Source organism: Microbacterium sp. CFBP 8801, from assembly GCF_014839455.1.
Lineage (GTDB): Bacteria > Actinomycetota > Actinomycetes > Actinomycetales > Microbacteriaceae > Microbacterium.
In genome coordinates, this window is sequence record NZ_JACYNU010000010.1 from 49,976 (window position 1) to 68,045 (window position 18,070).

An 18,070-nucleotide genomic window follows, 5' to 3' on the forward strand; every position below is an offset into this window, starting at 1 on the left:
CGCTTTCTCGTGCGTGCCCCTCGTCGCCCGGACCGGATGCCGTGACGACGAGCGTCTCGTTCGCCGATGCGCTCGCGCGCACCCCCGCCGCCCGGCCACCGCCTGCACGGAGGTGGCAGCCCGTCCGCGGCGCCCGGCTTGCGGCACCCGCACCCCGCCCAGGCCCGCTCCGCGCTCTCGATGTTGCGGAGTCCGCGCCCCCGACGCCGGACGCGGTCGGCCGACGATCCCGACCCGCTCCCCCACGAGAAAGCGCCCACCCCCTCACGTCGGGGTGGGCGCTTTCGCGGCGTGCGGGGCCGCCGTCAGAACGGCAGCAGCGGGTCGACGGCGATCGCGACGAAGAGCAGCGTCAAGTACGTGATCGACGCGTGGAACACGCGCATCGGCCGCGGCTCACCACCGCGCACGGCACGCGCGTAGAGACGGTGCGACTCGTAGATGAACCACCCGCCGAACACCAGCGCCGACACGGAGTACACCAGGCCCATGGATGCCACGGGGATGAGCAGCAGCGAGCAGGCCACCGTGGCCCACGCGTACAGGATGACCTGCAGGCCGACCTGCGAACCACTGCGGGTCGCGCCGAGCATGGGCACGTCGACCTCGTCGTACTGGTCCGCGTACTTCATCGACAGCGGCCAGTAGTGCGGCGGCGTCCACAGGAAGACGAGCACGAACAGGATGACCGGCGCCCACGACAGCGATCCGGTGACCGCCGACCAGCCGATGAGCACGGGGAAGCAACCGGCGATGCCGCCCCACACGATGTTCTGCTCGGTGCGGCGCTTGAGAATCATCGTGTAGATCACGACGTAGAAGAAGATGGCCGCGGCCGACAGTCCCGCCGCGAGCGGGTTCGTGAAGACCCACAGCCAGACGGTGGAGACCGCCGCGAGCGACCAGGCGAACACCAGGGCACCGCGCGGAGAGACCTCGCCGGTGACGAGGGGGCGCTTCTCGGTGCGCTGCATGTGCGCGTCGATGTCGCGGTCGAGGTACATGTTGAACGCCGCCGCCGACCCCGCGCTCAGCGAGCCGCCGATGACGGTCGCGAACACCAGCCCCAGGTGGGGCAGACCGTTCTGCGCCAGGATCATAACCGGCACGGTCGTCACCAGCAGCAGCTCGAGGACGCGCGGCTTCGTGAGGGCGATGTACGCCCGAAGGGTGCGTCCGACGGAGCGGCGATCGGTCGTCGCAGTGACGTGCGACGTCGTCGAGATGTCCATCGTCCCCCGGGGTAGCGCGTATAGAACCTCCACGATTCTATGCCATGTCCACCACACGACCGGCCGCCTGTCGACCCCCGTCACGAGAGGCAACGGTGCCGGTCGTTCTCGCTATGCTGGCGAAGAACGCGCGCCCCGCGCCGACACCCCACCCCACTCCCACTCCTACGGTGGTGAGTGCGGCGTCGGAAGTGAAACCGGGCGCTCAGTATCGAGAAAGGCGACCCTGTTGTCGGACTTCGAATGGGATGACATCGATCGGCGCGCGGTGGACACCGCCCGCATCCTCGCGGCGGATGCCGTCGAGAAGGTGGGCAACGGCCACCCCGGAACCGCGATGTCGCTCGCACCCGCCGCGTACCTGCTCTACCAGCGCGTCATGCGCCACGACCCCGCCGACACCCATTGGCCGGGCCGCGACCGCTTCATCCTGTCGGTCGGTCACTCCTCGCTCACGCAGTACGTGCAGCTCTACCTCGGTGGCTTCGGTCTCGAGAAGAAGGACCTCGAGGCGCTGCGCACCTGGGGTTCGCTGACCCCCGGTCACCCCGAGTACGGCCACACCGACGGCGTCGAGATCACGACCGGCCCCCTCGGCCAGGGCCTGGCCTCCTCCGTCGGCTTCGCCTACGCCGCCCGCTACGAGCGCGGCCTGTTCGACCCCGAGTCGCCCGCCGGCGAGAGCCCGTTCGACCACTTCGTGTACGTGATCGCCGGTGACGGCGACCTGCAAGAGGGAGTGACCAGCGAGGCGTCGTCGCTCGCCGGCCACCAGGAGCTCGGCAACCTCATCGCGATCTACGACTCCAACCAGATCTCGATCGAAGACGACACCAACGTCGCCTTCACCGAAGACGTCCAGAAGCGTTACGAGTCGTACGGCTGGCACGTCCAGACGGTCGACTGGAAGAAGACCGGTCAGTACGTCGAAGACGTCGCCGAGCTGCACGCCGCGATCGAGGCCGCCCAGGGCGAGACGAGCAAGCCTTCGCTCATCGTGCTCAAGACGATCATCGGCTGGCCTTCGCCCGGCAAGCAGAACTCCGGCAAGATCCACGGTTCGGCCCTCGGCGCCGACGAACTGAAGGCCACGAAAGAGGTCCTCGGCTTCGACCCCGAGCAGCACTTCGCCGTCGCCGACGACGTGCTCGAGCACACCCGCGCGCTCGTCGAGCGCGGCGAGGCCGAGAAGGCCGCCTGGCAGCAGAAGTTCGACGAGTGGGCCGCGGCTCACCCCGAGCGCAAGCAGCTCTGGGACCGTCTGCAGGCGCGCGAGCTCCCCGCCGACATCGCCGACGCGCTCCCGGCCTTCGAAGCCGGCAAGGACGTGTCGACCCGTGCCGCCTCCGGCACCGTCATCAACGCCCTCGCCGCCGAGCTCCCCGAGCTCTGGGGCGGTTCGGCCGACCTCGCCGAATCGAACCTCACCACGATCAAGGACGCCAAGTCCTTCATCCCGTCGGAGTGGTCGACCCACGAGTGGTCGGGCGACCCTTACGGCCGCGTGCTGCACTTCGGCATCCGCGAGCACGCCATGGGTGCGATCCTCAACGGCATCGTGCTGCACGGGCCCACGCGCCCCTTCGGCGGCACGTTCCTGATCTTCAGCGACTACATGCGCCCCCCGGTGCGCTTGGCCGCGCTGATGAACATCCCGACCATCTTCGTCTGGACGCACGACTCCGTCGCGCTCGGCGAGGACGGCCCGACGCACCAGCCGATCGAGCAGATCGCGACGCTCCGCGCCATCCCGAACTTCGCCCTCGTGCGTCCCGCGGATGCCAACGAGACGAGCGTCGTGTGGCTCGAGATGCTGCGCCGCACGGCCGGACCCGCCGGTATCGCCCTGACCCGCCAGAACATCCCCGTGTTCGCCCGCGGCGAGGGTGCGGCATCCGGTGACGAGTTCGCCTCGGCCGCCGGTGCCGTCAAGGGCGCGTACGTGCTGGCCGAGGCCGCGAACGGCGAGCCCGACGTCATCCTCATCGCGACGGGCTCCGAGGTGCAGCTCGCCGTCGAGGCGCGCGAGACGCTGGCCGCCGAGGGCGTCCACGCCCGCGTCGTGTCGGCTCCCTCGCTGGAGTGGTTCGCCGAGCAGGACGAGGCGTACCGCGAGTCGGTGCTGCCCGCCTCGGTGAAGGCGCGCGTCTCGGTCGAGGCCGGATCCGCCCTCAGCTGGCAGGGCATCGTCGGCGACGCCGGCCGCTCGGTCGCGATCGACCACTTCGGTGCGTCGGCCGACTACAAGACCCTGTTCCAGAAGTTCGGCATCACGGCTGAGGCCGTCGTCGAGGCCGCACGCGAGTCGCTCGCTGCGGCGAAGAAGTAATCGAGGAGATAACGACCATGAGCACTCCCACTGAGAACCTCTCGGCCGCCGGCGTCAGCATCTGGCTCGACGACCTCTCGCGCCAGCGCATCCAGTCCGGCAACCTCGCCGAGCTCATCGAGCAGCGCAACGTCGTCGGCGTCACCACCAACCCGACGATCTTCGCCGGCGCCCTGTCCAAGGGCGAGGCCTACGAGGGCCAGGTGAAGGAGCTCGCCGCGGCCGACGCCAGCGTCGACGAGGCGATCTTCTCGATCACCACCGACGACGTGCGCGACGCGTGCGACATCTTCCTCCCCGTCTTCGACGCCACCAACGGCGTCGACGGCCGCGTGTCGATCGAGGTCTCGCCCGATCTGGCGCACGACACCGAGGGCACGATCGCCCAGGCGAAGGACCTCTCGGCCCGCGTGGACCGCAAGAACGTCCTCATCAAGATCCCCGCGACCAAGGCCGGCCTCCCGGCCATCACCGAGGTCATCGGCGCGGGCATCTCGGTCAACGTCACGCTGATCTTCAGCCTCGAGCGTTACGCCGAGGTCATCGACGCGTACCTCGCGGGTGTCGAGAAGGCCCAGGCCGCCGGTCACGACGTCGCGAACCTGCAGTCCGTGGCCTCGTTCTTCGTGTCGCGCGTCGACACCGAGATCGACAAGCGTCTGGCCGCGATCGGCACCGACGAGGCCGCAGCCCTCAAGGGCAAGGCCGGCATCGCCAACGCCCGCCTGGCCTACGAGCTCTACGAGCAGAAGTTCGGCGAGGACCGCGCGAAGAAGCTGCTCGAGGCCGGCGCCACGGTGCAGCGTCCGCTGTGGGCGTCGACCGGCGTGAAGGACCCCGCCCTGCCCGACACGCTCTACGTCACCGAGCTCGTCGCCCCCGGCACCGTCAACACGATGCCCGAGAAGACGCTCGAGGCGACCTTCGACCACGGCGTCATCACCGGCGACACCGTGACCGGCGGCTACGCCGAGGCGCACGACGTCTTCGACCGCCTCGCCGCGGCCGGCGTCGACGTCACCGACGCGACGCAGACGCTCGAGGACGAGGGTGTCGAGAAGTTCATCGCCTCGTGGCACGAGCTGCAGGACACGGTCAAGACCGCTCTCGACGCCGGAAGCGCCCAGGCAGCCCAGTGAGCTTCGCGGTCAAGGTCACGGGCCACGTCAAGTCGGTCGTCGACGCGGAGCTGCCGGGCCTGACCGGTTCACTCATCGCGTCGGGGATCACCGCGGGCGACGCCAGCCTCTGGGGCGCCGCCGCGGAAGACGAAGCGTCACGTCGCCTCGGGTGGGTGCGAGCGGTCTCCGTCTCGCGCCCGCTCGTGGCCGAGGTCACGGCCCTGCGCGACGAACTCGTCGCGCAGGGCGTGACCCGCGTCGTGCTCGCGGGCATGGGCGGATCCTCGCTCGCCCCCGAGGTCATCGCGCAGTCGGCCGGCGTTCCGCTGGTCATCCTCGATTCGACCTCGCCCGGACAGGTGCTCGCCGCCATCGACGGCGATGCCGAGTCCGGCGGGCTCGCCCAGACGGTGCTCGTCGTCTCGAGCAAGTCCGGCTCCACCATCGAGACCGATTCGGCCAAGCGCGCGTTCGAAGCCGCTTTCCGCGATCTGGGCATCGACCCCGCCGGACGCATCGTCGTCGTCACCGACCCGGGCTCCCCGCTCGAGGAATCGGCCCGCGCCGACGGCTACCGCGTCTTCACGGCCGACCCCACCGTCGGCGGCCGGTACTCCGCCCTCACCGCCTTCGGCCTCGTGCCCGCGGGACTGGCCGGCGTCGACATCGGCGACCTCCTCGACGAGGCGGATGCCACCCTGCTCGAGGTCGCGATCGACTCGCCCGACAACCCCGCCCTCGTGCTCGCCGCGGCGATCGCCGGAGGCGGCGTCGCGCGGCGCGACAAGCTCGGGCTCGTCACCGACGGCAGCCACCTCATCGGCCTGCCCGACTGGATCGAGCAGCTCGTCGCCGAGTCGACCGGAAAGCAGGGAACCGGCATCCTGCCCGTCGTGCTGCTGCCCGTCTCGCCCGAGCTCGAGGCGAAGCCCGCCGACCTCCAGGTCGTGCGCTTCGTCGATGACGCCCACGCCTTCCACCTCTTCGAGCGGCACACCGGTGAGGTGCTCGTCAGCGGCTCGCTCGGGGCGCAGTTCGTCGTGTGGGAGTACGCCACCGCGATCGCCGGCCGCATGATCGGCATCGACCCCTTCGACCAGCCCGACGTCGAGTCGGCGAAGATCGCCACCCGCGGCCTGCTCGACGCCCGCCCCGAACCGACCGCGCCGGCCTTCGTCGTCGACGGCGTCGAGGTGCGCGTCTCCGACCCGGCCCTGGCCTCCAGCGGCACGGTCGCCGGCGTGCTGGCGGCGCTGTGGCAGACGGTCCCCGCCGACGGCTACGTCAGCATCCAGGCGTATGTGAACCGTCTCGACCTGTCGCAGCTGGCCGGGCTCCGCGAGCTCGTCGCGGCCGACTCCGGTCGCCCCACGACGTTCGGCTGGGGTCCGCGTTTCCTGCACTCGACCGGTCAGTACCACAAGGGCGGACCCGCCAACGGCGTCTTCCTGCAGATCCTCGAACGCACCGACCTCGATCTCGAGATCCCCGGTCGGCCGTTCACCTTCGGACAACTCATCCAGGCACAGGCCGCGGGAGACGCGAGCGTGTTGGCGGAGGGCCACGGCCGTCCCGTCGTCACGCTGACGCTGACCGACCCGCAGGTCGAGGTGCTCTCACTCTTCGAGGCGGCACAATAAGCATGGTCGTAGAGATCACACCGGGTCACAACCCCCTCCGGGACCCCGAGGACCGCCGACTGAGCCGGATCGCGGGGCCGAGCGCCCTCGTCATCTTCGGCGTCACCGGCGACCTCTCGCGCAAGAAGCTCATGCCCGCGGTCTACGACCTGGCGAACCGGGGGCTACTGCCCCCGGGCTTCGCCCTGGTCGGCTTCGCGCGACGCGACTGGGAAGACCAGGACTTCGCCGAGGTCGTCTACGAGTCCGTCAAGAAGTACGCGCGCACCGAGTTCCGCGAAGAGACGTGGAAGGAACTGCTCGAGGGCATCCGTTTCGTCCAGGGCGAGTTCGACGACCCCGAGGCGTTCCAGCGGCTGAAGAGCACGGTCGACAAGCTCGACACCGAGCGCGGCACCATGGGCAACCACGCGTACTACCTGTCGATCCCGCCCAAGGCGTTCCCCCTGGTGACGACGCAGCTCAAGGCGTCGGGACTCGTCGGAGAATCCGCCGACGACACCACCGGGTGGCGCCGCGTCGTCATCGAGAAGCCCTTCGGCCACGACCTCGCCTCGGCGCGAGAGCTGAACGAGGTCGTCGAGAGCGCTTTCCCCGCCGACTCGATCTTCCGCATCGACCACTACCTCGGCAAAGAGACGGTGCAGAACATCCTGGCGCTGCGCTTCGCCAACGAGCTGTACGAGCCCCTCTGGAACCGCAACTACGTCGACCACGTGCAGATCACGATGGCCGAGGACATCGGAGTGGGCGGCCGTGCCGGCTACTACGACGGGATCGGCGCCGCGCGCGACGTCATCCAGAACCACCTGTTGCAGCTGCTCGCGCTCACCGCGATGGAAGAACCCATCAGCTTCAACGCCTCCGATCTGCGCGCCGAGAAAGAGAAGGTCCTCGCGGCGGTGCACCTGCCCGAGAACCTCGCCGAGGCGACGGCCCGCGGCCAGTACGCCGGCGGATGGCAGGGCGGCGAGGAGGTCCTCGGCTTCCTCGAAGAAGACGGCATGGCCCCCGAGTCCGTCACCGAGACCTACGCGGCCATCAAGCTCGAGATCAACACCCGCCGCTGGTCGGGCGTGCCGTTCTACGTGCGCAGCGGAAAGCGGCTGGGCCGTCGCGTCACCGAGGTGGCCGTCGTGTTCAAGCGCGCCCCGCAGCAGCTCTTCTCGCGCAGCCAGACGCAGGAGCTCGGTCAGAACGCGCTGGTCATCCGCGTGCAGCCCGACGAGGGCGTCACGATCCGCTTCGGCTCCAAGGTCCCCGGCGACGGCACGCAGGTGCGCGACGTCACCATGGACTTCGGCTACGGCCACGCGTTCACCGAAGCCAGCCCCGAGGCGTACGAACGCCTCATCCTCGACGTGCTGCTCGGCGACCCGCCGCTGTTCCCGCGTCACGAAGAGGTGGAGCTCAGCTGGAAGATCCTCGACCCGATCGAGGAGTTCTGGGCCGCCCAGAGCGGTCCGCTCGAACAGTATTCGCCCGGGTCGTGGGGACCGGCATCCGCCGACGAACTGCTCGCCCGTGACGGCCGCACCTGGAGACGCCCGTGATCATCGATCTGCCCGACACCACCGTCAGCGCGATCTCGAAGAAGCTCGTCAGCGTGCGCGAAGAGGGCGGCGCCGTCGCCCTCGGCCGCGTGCTCACGCTCATCATCGTGACCCACCACGGGGCCGAAGAGAAGGTCATCGAGGCCGCCAACGACGCCTCCCGAGAGCACCCCATGCGGGTCATCGCCGTGCTGTTCGGCGATGAGGACGAAGAGCCGCGGCTCGACGCCCAGATCCGCGTGGGCGGCGACGCCGGCGCGAGCGAGGTCGTCGTGCTGCGCGCGCACGGCGCCGCCGGCTCCAACGCCGAGAGCCTGGTCACGGGCCTGCTGCTGCCCGACGCCCCCGTCGTGGCCTGGTGGCCGGCCGAGGCGCCCGCCGACCCCGCGCACTCCCCCATCGGGCGCATCGCGCAGCGCCGCATCACCGACGCCTCGTCGCAGTCCGACCCCGCCGCGTGGGTGGCCCACCTCGGTGAGCACTACTCCCCCGGCGACACCGACTTCGCGTGGACGCGCGTCACCCGCTGGCGCGAACAGCTCGCGGCCGTGCTCGATCAGCCGCCCTACGAGCCCGTCACCGCGATCGAGGTGCGCGGCGCCGCCGACTCCCCCTCCACGGCGCTGCTGGCAGCATGGTTGGGCATGAAGCTCGACGCCCCCGTCGACTACGCCTACCTGCCCGCCGACGAATGGTCCAGCGGCATCAAGTCGGTGCGGCTCACCCGGGCGAGCGGCGACACGCTGCTCGAGCGCCCCGAGGCGAGTGTCGCGGTGCTCACGCAGCCGGGTCAGCCGACCCACGACCTGGCCTTCCCCCGGCGCACGCTCCGCGAGTGCCTGGCCGAAGAGCTGCGCCGCCTCGACCCCGATGTGCTCTACGGCCGCGTCATCACCGAGGGCCAGGAGCTGCTGCTGGCCGCGAGCGAACGGAACGCCTCATGACCGACACCGGAGCGACCAAGAACGTCATCATCAAGCACGACACCGACACGCTCGCCGAGTACGTCGCGACGCGCTTCATGAACCGCATCGTGAAGCGCGTGGCCGAGGGCAAGCGCATGCACATCTGCCTCACCGGCGGCACGATGGGCGGAGCGGTCCTGCGGACCGCGGCGCGCGACGAGCGTGCGGCGCGGGTCGACTGGTCGCTCGTGCACTTCTGGTTCGGCGACGAGCGGTTCGTCCCCCGTGATTCCGACGACCGCAACGAGAAGCAGGCGCGCGAGGCCCTCCTCGACCATCTCGACATCCCGGCCGAGAACATCCACACCGTCGCCTCGAGCGACGAGGGGCTCGATCTGGATGCCGCGGCGATCGCCTACGCCGACGAGCTCGCGCAGTTCGCGCCGTCGGACCGCAGTGAGACGGGGCCGTGGCCGTCGTTCGACATCTGCTTCCTGGGCGTCGGTCCCGATGCGCACATCGCGTCGCTCTTCCCCGATCGTCCCGAGATCTCGGTGACCGACCGTGCCACGGTTCCGGTGCGCGAATCGCCGAAGCCGCCGAGTGATCGCGTCTCACTGACGCGCCCGGTGATCAACTCGTCGAAGCGCGTGTGGATGGTGATCGCCGGCGCCGACAAGGCCGCCGCCCTCGGACTCGCCCTCGCGGGAGCCAGCTACCAGAGCGTGCCCGCCGCCGGGGCGAAGGGCCGTCGTCGCACCGCGTTCTTCGTCGACGAGGCGGCAGCCGATCAGGTGCCGCCGCAGCTCATCGAACGCGAGTACTGAGCGCGAGGACGCACGCTCCTGCGAAGAAGGACCAACGATATTCCCAGGTCGGATCCCGAAAGTCACGGCCTTGCGTTGTCTGTGGGCGCGGTCTAGGTTGCGGTTGGGGGCACCGTCACATCGAGATCTTGATCTCGCGTGGCGGCCGACGCAGTTGGGAGCGTCCGGATGCCTTATTTCGGTCGAGAACGAGAGAAGTGGTTTGCAGAGAGAATCGTCCACTCGAGAGTCGAGTCGGCGGGCCTGTTCGTAGGTGATCGTGGCACCGGCAAGTCGGCCCTCGCGTCCGAGTTCGCCCGCCACAACGGAACCGCCGTCGCGGTCGTCCGCCAGAGCGAGCGCATGTGGCCGTACTCGGGTCTCTCGGTCGTCGCGTCGGGTTTGAGCGGGCTCCGCGCGGAAGCTGTCGACGGCGTGCTCTCGCGCGGTCGCGACTGGCCCGAGCAGATGCTCGCCGAAGAGCTCAGCCGTGTACTCCGCCTGGTGCGGGACGAACCGGTCGTTCTCGTGATCGACGACCTCGACCTGATGGACGCCTCGAGCAAGACGGTGTGGGCGTACGTCTGCGGACGACTTCGCGGGACGGGCGTGAGCGTGCTCGCCACCGTGGGTCCGATGGGTCCACAGCACGCGTTCGCCGGGCTGCCCCAAACGAGGATCGACGACCTCTCGTTCGGTGAGGCCGTCGATCTCTCGCAGCTCTTCCTGGGGTCAGAGACGGCCCTCGCCGTCCTGCACATCGTGGTGTCGTCCACGAACGGCAATCCCTCGGTGATCTCGCGCGTGCGACTCACGCCGGAGGAAGCCGCGGGCGACGCCCCGCTCCCCCAGCCGCTACGCCTCGCCGACGAGGAGATCAGTCACCACAGGCTCGCACCTCGACGCGGTACCCCCGCCGTCAGTGACCTCATGGATCTCCTCGCGGTCGGACCGTTCTTCGCGCACGACCTTCTGCGGGCGGAGGCCGTCGAGCTCGGGGGCGACGTCGACGAGATGGTGGAATCCGGTCTCATTGCGACGCACGACGGCTTCGCCCGCATCTCCGATCCCGCGCGGCGTCTGAGCATTCACGCCGCGCTCCCGGCCGACGCGCGTCGTCGACTGCACGCCCACGCTGCCCAGGCCCATCGCGACAGTCACCCCGCCGTGCATCGTTGGCACGCGAGTTTCGCGGATGGCTCCGCCGCGGACGCTACGGAGCTCCTGCGGATGGCGGTGCACCTCGCTTCGGCGGGCGACCACACCGCCGCGGTGGAGTTCGCCGAACGTGGGATGCGAGGAGCCGATGCCGATGGCGAGCGCAACCCCCTCCTCGTCTCGCTCGCGGAGGCGCTGATCCTGCATGGACACGCCGTGCTGGGCCAGCATTACCTCCACCGCATCGACGGCATCCTGGACTCGGCAACCAATGCGCGAGCCGTCCGGGCACAGGTTCGCACGACTGACGTCGCCGACCACGCGATCGACGACGCTCTCGTCGATGAGGCGGTGCACCGTTGTGCGTCGGAAGACGCCGTCCGCCTCCTCGCAGAGGTGGCCCGTCTGCGGATCGCACGGGGTGAGATCGAGCACGCCGCCGTTCGCATCGCCGAGGCTCGGTCCTTGGGCGTCGCGTCGGTCGAAATCGAGCTCCTGGACCGCATCGTTCGCGAATCGGGCCACGCCGGCAGCGGGGAGGATTCGCCTGTCACGACCGATCTCGCCCGTCCGGAGGCGGCCCTGTCGCTCGACGAGTCGACCCTGGCGATCGCCGTCCACGTGCTGCGCGAGGAGTACCGCATGGCGCTACGACTCTGTACTTCGCTGCTCGATCGAAGGCCGCGCCTCGAGCCCCTCTGGAGAGAACGGGTGCTGCGACTCGTCGTGGCGGCAGAGGTCCGCGGCGGCGACGCGTCGACCACCCACGATGCGGTGGTGGCCTGGCGGCGCGAATGGCCCCCCGGCCGTACGCCGGATGCCGGCTGCGTGCTGATCCTCGCCTCGGCCGCCGCTCTCGGCACAGGCGACGACGTCGATGAGCTCGTCCGACGTGGTCGGGTTCTGTGCCGACGAGAGGGAATCGCGGCGCTGTTGCCCTGGTTCGACGTCGTCGACGGGGGGCGTGCCCTCGCCGAGGGACGCTACGACGATGCGGTCGTGTCGCTGCGGTCGGCCACCGACACACGCATCGGGACGGATCCCGCGGTGCTGCGTGCGCACGCCGATCTCGTCGAGGCACTGTGGTTGAGCGGTCGGCGCACCGAGGCCCGCTCCGTGCTCGATCAGTTCGAGCGTGCCGCGACGAAACGGGCACGGCGATGGTCGATCCTGGCCGTCGCGCGGGCGCGTGCCGTCTGCCGCTCCGAGCATCTCGGCATTTCGGCCTTCCGCGAGGCCGAAGCCGTCTACCGTCCCGACGACGCGCCCGACGAACATCATCGACTGCGGGAGGCTCGGCGGCGCACGCTGCCGCACAGCGTCCCCGAGACTCGGGCACCCCGCGTCGGGGACATCGCGGTCCCCGGCACGGGGTTGACGGAACACGAGCGGGAAGTGGTCGCCCTGGTCCAGCAAGGGCTTCGGAACCGGGAGATCGCGGCATCCCTCTTCGTCTCGCTGAGAACCGTCGAGCTCCGTCTGACCAACGTCTACCGCAAACTCGGCATCAGTTCACGCATGCACCTCGTCGCTCCGCCGCGCAGCGGTTCCGCCGGCTGAGGAAGCATCCGTGGGCCCGGTCGCGCGACGGTCGGGACTCTTCCAGCGACCGTCCGAAGCACGACCGAAGGCCGTCGCGAGGGCTCGGAGGCACAGCAGGGCATCGAGCACACGCATGAGGGGGTACAGCAGCACCGTCGATCGCGGCCGGGTGCCCGAGAGCGCGCAGGCGAACAGCGTCGAAACGAGATCCGCCGCCACGAAGGCGAGCAGGAGCGGAACGACCGGCAGCACCGTCATCACCTGTCGTGCCAGCTCGCCATCACCGCCCGGTACGACCAGTGCGACCACCGTCGCCGCCGTGGCGACCAGGAGCACCGGCAGGGTAAGCGCGAGGACGAGACTCGACAGGATCGTCTCCGCGATGAAGACCGCCAGTGCCGCCCAGAACACCCCGAGATGGATGCCGTGACGCCGGACCGTCTGCCAGAATCCGAGGTTCCACCGCCCGACCTGCCGCACGTAGTCGCCGAAGAGCGCCGGATCCTGCGTCTCGGCGATGGCGCACTCGGGATGGAACGCGATGCGACCGAGGGCCTTCGCGTGCACCTCGAATGTCATGTTGAAATCCTCGATCGACAAGCCGGGGGCGTCGATGTCGATACGACCGAGCACGTCGGTTCGGTAGAGGCTGGCGAAACCCGGCACGATCGCCACCGCGTCGGCAGCGGGCGCAGCCTGGCCGAATTTGTGCAGGTACTGCGTACACACGTACGTGCGCTCGCGATACGCGGTCAGGAATCGACCCATCCGGGTGTCCGGCGTGTCGTGGGCGGTCGTCGCACGTCCCGCCACCGCCACGACATCGGGGGTGGTGAAGAGGGGGAGCCCGGTGCGCAGATAGTCGGTGCGCGGCCGGGAATCGGCGTCGAGGAGCAGCAGCAGCGGAAAGCGCTCAGCGATCCGGAACCGCCCGAGCCCGGCCCGTATGGCCCCGGCCTTGCCGCGGTTGGGTGACACCTCGAGAGCCGTCGCCCCGGCCTCCCTCGCACGCGCGACGGTCGCATCGGTGGAACCATCCGACACCACGAAGACATTGCGTCCTGGAACGAGCGCCCGGGCGGCGGCCACCGCGTCGGCGATGACGAGTTCCTCATTGTGAGCAGCGATCAGCACAGCGACGTCGTCGGATCGAAAGTACATCGAGGGCACCAGCAGACGGGGATCGCGACGGTGGGCGCGAGCGATGCGGAGTGCTCCCACCACCCCCCACACCGCGGTGGAGACCCCCACGGTGCAGACGGCGACGAGCACGGCCAGTGCGACGGTCATGGCATCCTCTCCCCGGCGGACAGGGCCGCGTGCTCCCGACCGTACGCGGTCCGCGCGGGCCGGCCACCGCAAGGTGGATTGCGGTCTTACACACGCGTCATTGCGGTTGTCGGTACACCGCACGATGGCGTCCCGTTGCTTGACCCCCACCGGCCGGCGGGACCAATGTGGGCCGCGGATCGACGCCGAAGTCGACTCGATCCGGCCGAATCACCCGGACCGTCCGAGGGGACGCCCCCATCCCCTCGGACCCCCATTTGGAGGACCCCATGACGACTCTCGACGTGCCCACGTCCACCACGGCGATGCCGACGCCGCCGCCGACCGAGCGGACCTCCGCGTCCTTCGCCTACGACGTCGCCATCGTGGGTCTGGGCTACGTGGGTCTTCCGACCGCGTTGGCCTACCACGCGAGCGGCTCCCGCGTCCTGGCGCTCGATGTCTCACGGACGCGCCTTCGAGCCATCGCCTCGGGCAAGGCAGATCTCATCCACTCCGATCGCCAGCGGCTGAGCGCGGCCCTCCCCGACTCCGCCGCCTTTCGCCTGACCGGCGACGCGGCAGAGCTCTCGAACGCCGCGGCGATCGTCGTCTGCGTCCCCACGCCCGTCGATCACCAGCAGGTGCCCGATCTCGCTCCGCTGCGGGCGGCGTGCGCCACCGTCGTCGCCGCCGTCCGTACCGGTCAGCTCGTCATGTTGACGTCGACCACCTACGTGGGATGCACGCACGATCTCGTGGAGCAGCCGTTGCGAGACAGGGGCTTCTCGATCGGGCGCGATGCGTTCGTGGCTTTCAGCGCCGAACGCATCGACCCCGGCAACGTCGGTTTCGCGCAGGAGGTCGTTCCCCGAGTGATCGGCGGGGCCACTCAGGAGTGCGAAGAAGAGGGAGCCCGACTGCTCGCCCGGTACGCAGCACGCGTGCATCGGGTTTCCAGCCTGGCAACGGCGGAGATGACCAAGCTGCTCGAGAACACGTTTCGCGCGGTGAACATCGCCCTCGCCAACGAGTTCGCCGACATCTGCGGTGCGCTGGAGGTTCCCATCACCGAGGTGATCGAGGCGGCGAGCACCAAACCCTACGGTTTCATGGCGTTCTACCCGGGTCCGGGCGTCGGAGGGCACTGCATCCCGTGCGACCCGCATTATCTGCTGTGGCAGCTGAAGGCCCTCCGCTTCGACGCGGGCATCATCACGGAGGCCATGACCCGGATCTCCGCACGTCCGGCCCGCGTCGTTCAGCGTGTGCGCGACGAACTCGGACGCGCGGGGAAGGGAACGCTCCACGCGCGGGTGCTCGTGGTCGGCGTCGCCTACAAGCCTGACGTGGCAGACCTCCGCGAGTCGCCGGCGCTGGAGATCATGGACGGGCTCCTCGACCTCGGCGCGGAGGTGCAGTACATCGACCCGCACGCGCCGAGCGTGCGCCTGCACTCCGGACGCACGCGCGAGTCGCTCGCCGATCCCGCGACGTTCGCTCCCGACCTCGTGCTCGTGCACACGCGTCACCGCGACACCGACCTCGAGTGGCTCGCCCCCGATGCACTCGTCCTCGACGGCACGTACCGAAGCGACGACATCGCCGGTCGCGTGCTGCTGTGACATCCACCGACCATTCCGCGCGCATCCAGGAGATCCCCATGAAGACCCTTGTGACCGGAGGGGCCGGCTTCGTCGGCAGCCACCTCGTCGACCACCTCCTCCGGCTCGGCGACGAGGTCGTGGTCCTCGACGACCTGTCGACCGGCTCCGCCCGCAACCTCGCCGCCGCCGCCGAGAACCCTCGTCTCGAGATGGTCCACGGCTCGATCCTGAACACACAGACCGTGCGTACGGCGATGCAGTCGTGCGACCGGGTGTTCCACCTCGCCGCGGCGGTGGGGGTCAAACTCATCGTCGAGCAGCCGCTACGAGGGCTACGCATCAACATCCACGGCACCGAGAACGTGCTGACCGCGGCGATCGAGGCGCGGGCCTCGGTGCTGATGCTCTCCACCAGCGAGGTGTACGGAAAGAACACGGCCGACAAGCTCCGCGAGGATTCCGACCGCATCCTGGGGGATCCGCTCCTGTCGCGCTGGACCTACGCCGGGGCCAAAGGCATCGACGAGGCGTTCGCGAAAGCCTATTGCGACGAGGAGGGACTCGACGTCGCCATCGTGCGGTTGTTCAACACGGTCGGTCCGCGTCAGACCGGACGCTACGGCATGGTCCTGCCGAATCTCGTCGGGCAGGCGCTGCGCGGCGAACCGCTGACGGTCTTCGGCGACGGGCTCCAGACCCGATGCTTCTCGGCTGTCGAAGATGTGGTGCCGGCCCTCGAGCTCATCGAGCGCGACCCGCGCGCCCTCGGCGAGGCGTACAACCTCGGCGGAGCGCGCGAGATCTCGATCCTCGAGCTGGCAAGCGAGATCATCGCCACCTTGAACAGCCCCAGCGCCGTCGAGATGGTGCCGTATGCGCAGGCGTACGCGGCCGGGTTCGAGGACATGCGGCGCCGTGTGCCCGACAACACCAAAGCCCACGATCTCGTGGGGTACGAGCCCCGGACATCGCTGTCGACGACGATCGTCCGCGTCGCCGACGACCTGCTCTCGCGTGAACGTCTCGGATCCGATGCCATGTCCCTGGCACGCACCGGCGCCGTCCGCGGAGTGAACTGATGTGCGGCATCGCCGCCTCGGTCGGTCGCCACGGCGCGGCCTCTCGGGTGAAGGCCGCCCTCGAGCGTCTGGAGTATCGCGGCTACGATTCCGCCGGTATCGCCGCGCGCTCGGCTGACGGTGGCGTCGCCTACGCGCGGACCGTGGGGGGCGTGGCATCCCTGGGCACGGCCCCGGATGATCCGACCACCGCGGCCATCGGGCACACGAGATGGGCGACCCACGGCGGTGTGACGGAGCGCAACGCCCACCCGCTGCGCGACTGCACCGGTCGCCTGTTCATCGCCCACAACGGCATCATCGAAAACGCCGACATTCTGCGAACCGAGCTCGTCGCTGCGGGGCACCGGCTGACCAGCGATGTCGACTCCGAGGTCATCGTGCACCTGCTCGAAGACGCGCTGATCACTGCCGTCTCCCTCGCTGCCGCTCTCTTCGCGGCGGCAGAACGACTTCGAGGCAGCTGGGCCGTGGTCGCACTCGACACCCTCACCGGAGAGATCGCCGCCACGGCGCACGGCTCGCCGTTGATCGCCGCAGAAGCTGCCGACGGCGTGTACGTCGCGAGCGATGTGGGCGCCGTGGCCGACCGGGTCACCGAGTTCCGTGTGATCGACGACGACGATGTCGTGGTGCTCGATTCCGCCGGCATCCGATGGTGGGGCGCCGGGCAGAGCGCACCGACACCGGCGGCGCGTACCGTGCCACGCTCGCACCGCTCCCCCGTCGCGGGGCGTCACTCCGATCACATGGGCAACGAGATCGACGAGCAGCCCGCCGTAGCCCGGTCCATCGTCGACTCGCTGGCACCGCGCATCGCCGAGGGAGCGCTGTGGAACGACCTGGCGCTGCCTCCGATCGAGACGTTCGAGCGGGTGGTGATCCTCGGTTGTGGAACGTCTTTGCACGCCGGACGCGCGGTGGGCGGTGTGTTCTCGAAGCTCGGACGCCTCCCGAGCCGAGCCCTCGTGGCCAGCGAGTGCGCGGATGCCGTGTGGGAACCGCGCACCCTCGTGATCGCCCTCAGCCAATCGGGCGAGACCGCAGATGTGCTGCGCGCATTCGAGGCACTGCCGCGTACCGGCATCACGGTGCTCGCGCTCACCAACAATCCGATGTCTACGCTCGCGCGTCGTGCCGATGCGGTGATCGACTGCCTCGCCGGTCCGGAGATCGGCGTGGCGGCGACGAAGACCTTCCTCGCCCAGGTGCTGACGGGCGTCTGCGTGGCGCTGTCCGGCCTTTCGACCTCGCCCCGGCTCGCCCCGCGCGTCTTCGCCGCACAGCAGCGCGCACTGCATCATGCGCCCGCGGCCATCGAGCGGGCACTGCGGGTCTGGGGCGACATCGTCCCCGGCCTGACGAACCGGTTCGCCGAGGCGCCGGGCTTCCTCTTCCTCGGACGCGGGGGCGGCGTCGTCTACGCGGCCGAGGGCGCTCTGAAACTCAAGGAACTGACCTATCGGTGGGCCGAGCATCAGCCCGCCGGCGAGCTCAAGCACGGTCCGCTCGCGCTCGTCGGCCAGGGCACACCGGTGTTCGTCGTCGATGACGGGGACCCTCGGCTCGATGTCAGCATCGCGGAGGTGGAGGCCCGCGGCGGCCATGTCGTGCGGGTGTCAGGGCCGGGGCCGCAGACGTCGCCCTCTCGTCCGAACACTTCCGACGCCCTCCTGCTTCCCGCGTGGGGTCCCCTGGATGCCGTCGTCCCCCTGCAGATGTTCGCTCGAGCGCTTGCTCTCCACCTCGGGCACAACGTGGATCGGCCCCGCAACCTCGCCAAGTCCGTGACCGTCCAATGAGGATCGCGCCCCGTGCGACCCCGTCTC

The 18,070-nt window shown here is 69.6% G+C and carries 12 protein-coding genes; 10 read left to right on the forward strand and 2 right to left on the reverse strand.

Features of this window, described 5'->3' with window-relative positions:
• Nucleotides 1-305 precede the first annotated feature (305 nt).
• Nucleotides 306-1,232: a heme o synthase gene (locus IFR11_RS12400; RefSeq protein WP_070408064.1), complete on the reverse strand. Its 927-nt coding sequence runs from the start codon at nucleotides 1,230-1,232 to the stop codon at nucleotides 306-308.
• A gap of 229 nt (nucleotides 1,233-1,461) precedes the next feature.
• Here IFR11_RS12400 and tkt point away from each other — a divergent pair, with 229 nt between their 5' ends.
• The 7 genes from tkt (at nucleotide 1,462) to IFR11_RS12435 (ending at nucleotide 12,304) form a co-directional block, all read left to right on the forward strand.
• The gene (tkt, locus tag IFR11_RS12405; RefSeq protein WP_055940078.1) at nucleotides 1,462-3,561 is read left to right on the forward strand and encodes a transketolase; all 2,100 of its coding nucleotides are present in this window, start codon (nucleotides 1,462-1,464) and stop codon (nucleotides 3,559-3,561) included.
• 17 nt (nucleotides 3,562-3,578) lie between these two features.
• Nucleotides 3,579-4,700, forward strand: a complete 1,122-nt coding sequence (gene tal / locus IFR11_RS12410; protein WP_191916352.1) for a transaldolase — start codon at nucleotides 3,579-3,581, stop codon at nucleotides 4,698-4,700.
• A complete protein-coding gene (locus IFR11_RS12415; RefSeq protein ID WP_191916353.1) occupies nucleotides 4,697-6,322 on the forward strand; it encodes a glucose-6-phosphate isomerase in 1,626 nt (541 codons plus the stop codon). The genes tal and IFR11_RS12415 overlap by 4 nt, the downstream gene beginning before the upstream one ends.
• A gap of 2 nt (nucleotides 6,323-6,324) precedes the next feature.
• Nucleotides 6,325-7,875: a glucose-6-phosphate dehydrogenase gene (zwf, locus tag IFR11_RS12420; RefSeq protein ID WP_055837719.1), complete on the forward strand. Its 1,551-nt coding sequence runs from the start codon at nucleotides 6,325-6,327 to the stop codon at nucleotides 7,873-7,875.
• Nucleotides 7,872-8,819 (forward strand): glucose-6-phosphate dehydrogenase assembly protein OpcA, encoded by a 948-nt coding sequence (locus IFR11_RS12425; RefSeq protein ID WP_191916354.1) that lies wholly within the window; start codon nucleotides 7,872-7,874, stop codon nucleotides 8,817-8,819. The genes zwf and IFR11_RS12425 overlap by 4 nt, the downstream gene beginning before the upstream one ends.
• A complete protein-coding gene (gene pgl / locus IFR11_RS12430; RefSeq protein ID WP_191916355.1) occupies nucleotides 8,816-9,607 on the forward strand; it encodes a 6-phosphogluconolactonase in 792 nt (263 codons plus the stop codon). Before IFR11_RS12425 ends, pgl begins: the two co-directional genes overlap by 4 nt.
• Before the next feature lie 168 nt (nucleotides 9,608-9,775).
• Nucleotides 9,776-12,304 (forward strand): helix-turn-helix transcriptional regulator, encoded by a 2,529-nt coding sequence (locus IFR11_RS12435; protein WP_191916356.1) that lies wholly within the window; start codon nucleotides 9,776-9,778, stop codon nucleotides 12,302-12,304.
• On the opposite strand, the gene IFR11_RS12440 is transcribed toward IFR11_RS12435, so the two are convergent.
• Nucleotides 12,257-13,576, reverse strand: coding sequence for a glycosyltransferase (locus IFR11_RS12440; RefSeq protein WP_191916357.1), 1,320 nt, complete (start codon nucleotides 13,574-13,576; stop codon nucleotides 12,257-12,259). The two genes, IFR11_RS12435 and IFR11_RS12440, sit on opposite strands and share 48 nt — an antisense overlap.
• A 269-nt stretch (nucleotides 13,577-13,845) precedes the next feature.
• Between IFR11_RS12440 and IFR11_RS12445 the strand changes: the two genes are divergently transcribed.
• Genes IFR11_RS12445 through glmS form a run of 3 tightly spaced genes read left to right on the forward strand, consistent with a single transcriptional unit; the run spans nucleotide 13,846 to nucleotide 18,043 of the window.
• Nucleotides 13,846-15,180, forward strand: a complete 1,335-nt coding sequence (locus IFR11_RS12445) for a nucleotide sugar dehydrogenase (RefSeq protein ID WP_213016640.1) — start codon at nucleotides 13,846-13,848, stop codon at nucleotides 15,178-15,180.
• A complete protein-coding gene (locus IFR11_RS12450; protein ID WP_342030297.1) occupies nucleotides 15,177-16,241 on the forward strand; it encodes an NAD-dependent epimerase/dehydratase family protein in 1,065 nt (354 codons plus the stop codon). The genes IFR11_RS12445 and IFR11_RS12450 overlap by 4 nt, the downstream gene beginning before the upstream one ends.
• Nucleotides 16,241-18,043: a glutamine--fructose-6-phosphate transaminase (isomerizing) gene (gene glmS / locus IFR11_RS12455; RefSeq protein WP_191916358.1), complete on the forward strand. Its 1,803-nt coding sequence runs from the start codon at nucleotides 16,241-16,243 to the stop codon at nucleotides 18,041-18,043. The genes IFR11_RS12450 and glmS overlap by 1 nt, the downstream gene beginning before the upstream one ends.
• Nucleotides 18,044-18,070 lie beyond the last annotated feature (27 nt).

What these genes read in the sequence shown, in the direction of transcription:
- tal (WP_191916352.1), top strand. Translation starts at nt 3,579, where the DNA reads ATGAGCACTCCCACTGAGAACCTCTCGGCCGCCGGCGTCAGCATCTGG.
- pgl (WP_191916355.1), top strand. Translation starts at nt 8,816, where the DNA reads ATGACCGACACCGGAGCGACCAAGAACGTCATCATCAAGCACGACACC.
- zwf (WP_055837719.1), top strand. Translation starts at nt 6,325, where the DNA reads ATGGTCGTAGAGATCACACCGGGTCACAACCCCCTCCGGGACCCCGAG.
- IFR11_RS12435 (WP_191916356.1), top strand. Translation starts at nt 9,776, where the DNA reads ATGCCTTATTTCGGTCGAGAACGAGAGAAGTGGTTTGCAGAGAGAATC.
- glmS (WP_191916358.1), top strand. Translation starts at nt 16,241, where the DNA reads ATGTGCGGCATCGCCGCCTCGGTCGGTCGCCACGGCGCGGCCTCTCGG.
- IFR11_RS12445 (WP_213016640.1), top strand. Translation starts at nt 13,846, where the DNA reads ATGACGACTCTCGACGTGCCCACGTCCACCACGGCGATGCCGACGCCG.
- IFR11_RS12440 (WP_191916357.1), bottom strand. Translation starts at nt 13,576, where the DNA reads ATGACCGTCGCACTGGCCGTGCTCGTCGCCGTCTGCACCGTGGGGGTC.
- IFR11_RS12400 (WP_070408064.1), bottom strand. Translation starts at nt 1,232, where the DNA reads ATGGACATCTCGACGACGTCGCACGTCACTGCGACGACCGATCGCCGC.